The organism is Flavobacterium sp. I-STPP5a, assembly GCF_009764685.1.
Lineage (GTDB): Bacteria > Bacteroidota > Bacteroidia > Flavobacteriales > Flavobacteriaceae > Flavobacterium.
Map to the genome: position 1 here is coordinate 1 of NZ_VHLM01000083.1, position 4,101 is coordinate 4,101.

General features: G+C 34.6%; 6 protein-coding genes. 3 read left to right on the forward strand and 3 right to left on the reverse strand.

What is annotated here, in order from left to right; genetic code table 11:
- Positions 1 to 763 precede the first annotated feature (763 nt).
- From FJV36_RS15815 to FJV36_RS15825, 3 genes are read left to right on the forward strand one after another with little or no spacing between them, the layout of a single operon-like run.
- On the forward strand, positions 764 to 1,105 hold the full coding sequence (locus FJV36_RS15815) for a ribbon-helix-helix protein, CopG family (RefSeq protein ID WP_158727747.1): 342 nt from the start codon (positions 764 to 766) through the stop codon (positions 1,103 to 1,105).
- Complete coding sequence (locus FJV36_RS15820; protein ID WP_158727746.1) at positions 1,095 to 1,931, forward strand: relaxase/mobilization nuclease domain-containing protein; 837 nt, start codon at positions 1,095 to 1,097, stop codon at positions 1,929 to 1,931. The genes FJV36_RS15815 and FJV36_RS15820 overlap by 11 nt, the downstream gene beginning before the upstream one ends.
- Positions 1,932 to 1,942: 11 nt before the next feature.
- Positions 1,943 to 2,395: a hypothetical protein gene (locus tag FJV36_RS15825; RefSeq protein ID WP_158727745.1), complete on the forward strand. Its 453-nt coding sequence runs from the start codon at positions 1,943 to 1,945 to the stop codon at positions 2,393 to 2,395.
- A gap of 79 nt (positions 2,396 to 2,474) precedes the next feature.
- Here FJV36_RS15825 and FJV36_RS15830 read toward each other — a convergent pair whose 3' ends face one another.
- Genes FJV36_RS15830 through FJV36_RS15840 form a run of 3 tightly spaced genes read right to left on the reverse strand, consistent with a single transcriptional unit; the run spans position 2,475 to position 3,907 of the window.
- Positions 2,475 to 2,735: a Txe/YoeB family addiction module toxin gene (locus FJV36_RS15830; RefSeq protein ID WP_158727744.1), complete on the reverse strand. Its 261-nt coding sequence runs from the start codon at positions 2,733 to 2,735 to the stop codon at positions 2,475 to 2,477.
- The gene (locus FJV36_RS15835) at positions 2,726 to 2,932 is read right to left on the reverse strand and encodes a DUF2683 family protein (RefSeq protein ID WP_158727743.1); all 207 of its coding nucleotides are present in this window, start codon (positions 2,930 to 2,932) and stop codon (positions 2,726 to 2,728) included. Before FJV36_RS15835 ends, FJV36_RS15830 begins: the two co-directional genes overlap by 10 nt.
- 24 nt (positions 2,933 to 2,956) lie before the next feature.
- Positions 2,957 to 3,907, reverse strand: a complete 951-nt coding sequence (locus FJV36_RS15840; protein ID WP_158981253.1) for a replication initiation protein — start codon at positions 3,905 to 3,907, stop codon at positions 2,957 to 2,959.
- Positions 3,908 to 4,101: the final 194 nt, after the last annotated feature.

A 4,101-nucleotide genomic window follows, 5' to 3' on the forward strand; every position in this document is an offset into this window, starting at 1 on the left:
AAAAACTCGTTTTTCGCTTATAAAAACTCGTTTTTCGCTTATAAAAACTCGTTTTTCGCTTATAAAAACTCGTTTTTCGATTCGTTAAACCCTTATTTTACTGGGGTTCCCGAATGGCTAAAGTATTTAAATCTTTTTAAAGTTTTTAAACAGTAGCGTGTGCGAGGAAATTTGTCTTGTTTTTTGGATTTTTATTTGGTTGGAATGGAGAAAAATTTGAAAGAGAAAAAAAGCCAAAAGGGAAGATGAATCGAACCAATGAGAAAAACAAAAAAACAAAAAAAAAGAAAAAGAAAAAAACACACCAAGGGGGCGGGCGGATTTTGATTTTTAGGATTTGAACGTGTTTTTAGGTGGTTTTTAGGTGGTTTTTAGGGGTTATCTTGTCTTTTGCGGGTTAATTGGTGATTTGCTTTTTTTGGGGCCTTAAAAGGCTTTGTTTTTGCTTTTTTGTTTTCAGAGGTTTTTTTGATTTTTGAGGGGGGTTGCACTTTCACAAATAATTTTTATCCTGGTTAATTTTTGGGACCAGGGATAAGGGTTTCTTTTTCGGACTTTTTTCGGATTATTAGGGGGATTTGGTTCGGTATATGGATATATTTTATAGATTTGCGAGGGTAGAGGACGAATTTTAAAAGTTTAGGAGGTCAAGATATGTGTATGTATATACATTTCTGCACTACGTTTCGAAATTCCTATACATACACCCCTTGTTTTTCCTCCCCTCGGTCGGAAAAAGTGAGCTACACAGAAAACATAAAAAATGAAAAGTCCGGAACAAATTTTAAACGAAGCAAACAAGCAATCAAAACAGATCCTTATTCGGATTTCTAGTTTTGAAAAGAAGCTTTTGCAAGCCAAAGCGGAAGAAGCCGGAATGTCCGTTTCGGAATTTTTGCGAGCTGCTGCACTTAACAAGCAAATTAAACCGCCCCCGACTTCGGAGCAAATGGAAGCTTATATGCTTTTGAAAAATTTCCTTTTCAATTTTTCGAGGATATCGAATGCCTTCAAGCAAAAAGACTATGCACATTTGCACTCGGAAATCTTGGAAGTAAAAGAGGAAATAATGAAGCACTTGAAAATTATAGAAAATGGTGAGTAAAGCAAAAGCGGTGAGAGGAAGCGCACAAAGTATCGACTACATTATGAGCGATAAAGAAATGGGCGACGCTCTTATTTTAGACAGCAATGGACTTGCTGGAGAGAACGGCAACGAAATGTTAAGCGAAATGCGTTTCGTCCAGCAGAGCAATACGAATTGCCATAACAATTGCATTTCAATTGTTCTTTCTCCGAGCGATGAAAAGAAATTCACAACCGAAGAACTCAAGGAGTTAACTCAAGACCATTTGAAAAATTTAGGTCTGGATAAAAACCAATATTTAGCCACGGTTCACGAGAGCACAGGACAGCAACACATTCATATTTTTGCCAATAGGATAGACAGTAATGGAAAGGCTTTGAACGATAGTAACATTCATTTGAAAGCCCACGAAAGTGCGAACAAATTAGCAAAAGACCGAGGTTTAAAAACGGCAAAAGAAGTAACACAAGGGAAAGAAATTTCAACCAAACCAACGAGAGATAGAATTTTTAAGGCTTACGAAGAATCGAAAAATGCATCTAAAACTTTCCCCGAATTTCAAAAGGAAATGAATAAAAGAGGGATTGACGTAATTGAATCGAGGAACAACAAAGGAGAACTTCAAGGTTTGAAATTTACAGATAAAAAAAGCTTGGAAACCTTCAAAGCTTCCGATATCAAAAAAGGGGTTGGAATCCCCGATTTAGCGAAGTCAGGAGTATCATTTGCACCATCGGCAAAACTTACCCCACCTTTGGCTATAAACGTGGCAGGAATAGCCAAAGACATAGCTGTTAAAGTGGCTAATTTGATTTACAAGCAATCTAAAGGAATGGGATATTAAATATAAAAAAAATGAAAGGAAAAGCAACAAATGAGCAATTGGCCAAAGTGTTAGAATACACTTTATCAGAGCATCAAAAGAATATTGAAAAGTCCGAAAAAGAAAGAACTGTTTTTATAAATGAGTTTAAAAATCAAATTGAAAGCCTTAAAAACATTAGTCTTAAGCCTAATTTAACTGAATTTGAACATCTGAATGAAAGATTAGAAAAAGGATGTGTAAACGGAGCGGAACAAATAAAATCAGCACTTAAAAACACTTATTTTTCCCCTTTGGTTTTAGGAATTGTTTTTACTGTTTTTATTTCGGGGGTGGGAATGTTGGGGTATTCTTTCAAACAAATTCAAAAAGCTAACGAGGTAGCAGATGCTAAGGAATTAGCACTAAGAAACTATTTTTCTAAGTTTTTAACGGAGAACCCAAAGGCAAATGAAAGCTTTAAAGTTTGGAAAGAAAAGCAGTAAATAATCGCTTCGCTATCCTCATTTTCGGAAAAGGTTTTTGAGCTCCAAAAAAACCTTTTTCAAAAATCGAGGGAAAACATTATTCGTAATGACCTCGTAAGGAATCGATCTTAATAAAATCCCCATCAACTGCATAAACAATACGATGTTCATCATTTATTCTTCTCGACCAAGAACCTGATAAATTATGTTTTAATGCGTGAGGTTTGCCTATTCCCTCAAAAGGCGTTTTTTTTATATCTTCAATTAAGGATTGTATCTTTTTTTGGATTCCTTTATTTCCTGATTTTCTCCAATAAAGAATATCTTCTTGAGCTATTTCGGAATATATTATTTCCATAAATCCTCTGTCTTTATAGAGGTAAATCTACCTTCTTCAAAGTCTTTTCTAGACCTCATTATTTTAGCTACAAATTCAGGATTGTATGGGGTTTCTTCTTCTTTTTTTGTTTCAAAAGACATACCCATTTCCTTTGCTAAATTTTTCAAAAGAGATAATTGGGTTTTGTTTTTAGGGTGCAATATTATAGCTTCCATAGTGTTGTAATTTTTACAAAGTTACTACAAATATCCTTTCTTCTTAAAAATCCCAGCTAGATATGCGGGTTTATCATCTACTACTTTCCCTTTTTGAATAGCTTCCAAAAGGTTGTTTTTTTCTTCAACAAATTGCTTCCAATACTTAACTGCCCACAGTTCCGCTAAATCATCTCTAATCCCTATTGCTTGTATATTTGCAATCTTCTGGAGAAGTTCGCCATTTTTCTTTTGCTTTTCTATATCCCCATTAAAATCAATTTCCATTTGAAGCTTCGGTTTTGAGAAGCCACAAAACAGTTTTATTGTATCATACGAACGCCCTCTTGTTTTTAATAATTCATAATCAAAAACAATATCGGTTTGTTCGTTTATTTGCTTTTTTGCTACATCTAAAACGTATTTTTGAAAATCATTTACACGCTCGTACTGTTCGGGTTCTTTTCCCTTAGAGTCTTTTAATCCTAACATTTCTTTGAGTTCCCCGATGCTATAAGTATGACCACCTGTACCACGCCATTGACAAGCTAATGAGTATAAACGTTTGGCGTGTTTTGAAGAGCAACCAAGAACGGATTTTAATTCTAAAAGAGTAAAATTATTTTTTAAATCAAAGAAGTAAGGACGAGCAGAATCGTTTATTTTCATAAAAAAACTACCAGTACCATCTAAATATTGAACGTCTGTAAATAGGACTATTTGGCGCAACCCTTGTGGCATCTGAATTTCGAATACACGGGACATCATACCCTCGTTACCCTCTTTTAACTGCTGATAATTCCATTTACGCCCCGTTATAAGTTCAATATCCTTAACCCGAATATGATACTCCTTACCTAACTCATCGGATTCATCCAGCGAAGCCAACAACATAAACAACACATCTAATTGACAAGCAGAAAAATCATAACGCCCTGAAGTAATGGTATTATGTTGCTTAATTTTCTTTTCGGAGGGTGATTTTTGTAATTCCATAAAGCAAATATAATAAAAAACGAGTATAAAAAACGATACTCGGTACAAAAACTCGTTTTTCGCTTATAAAAACTCGTTTTTCGCTTATAAAAACTCGTTTTTCGCTTATAAAAACTCGTTTTTCGCTTATAAAAACTCGTTTTTCGATTCGTTAAACCCTTATTTTACTGGGGTTCCCGAATGGCTAAAGTATT

Excerpts from the sequence above, each read along its gene's own strand:
- FJV36_RS15835 (WP_158727743.1), bottom strand. The coding sequence starts at position 2,932 with ATGGAAGCTATAATATTGCACCCTAAAAACAAAACCCAATTATCTCTT.
- FJV36_RS15820 (WP_158727746.1), top strand. The coding sequence starts at position 1,095 with ATGGTGAGTAAAGCAAAAGCGGTGAGAGGAAGCGCACAAAGTATCGAC.
- FJV36_RS15815 (WP_158727747.1), top strand. The coding sequence starts at position 764 with ATGAAAAGTCCGGAACAAATTTTAAACGAAGCAAACAAGCAATCAAAA.
- FJV36_RS15825 (WP_158727745.1), top strand. The coding sequence starts at position 1,943 with ATGAAAGGAAAAGCAACAAATGAGCAATTGGCCAAAGTGTTAGAATAC.
- FJV36_RS15840 (WP_158981253.1), bottom strand. The coding sequence starts at position 3,907 with ATGGAATTACAAAAATCACCCTCCGAAAAGAAAATTAAGCAACATAAT.
- FJV36_RS15830 (WP_158727744.1), bottom strand. The coding sequence starts at position 2,735 with ATGGAAATAATATATTCCGAAATAGCTCAAGAAGATATTCTTTATTGG.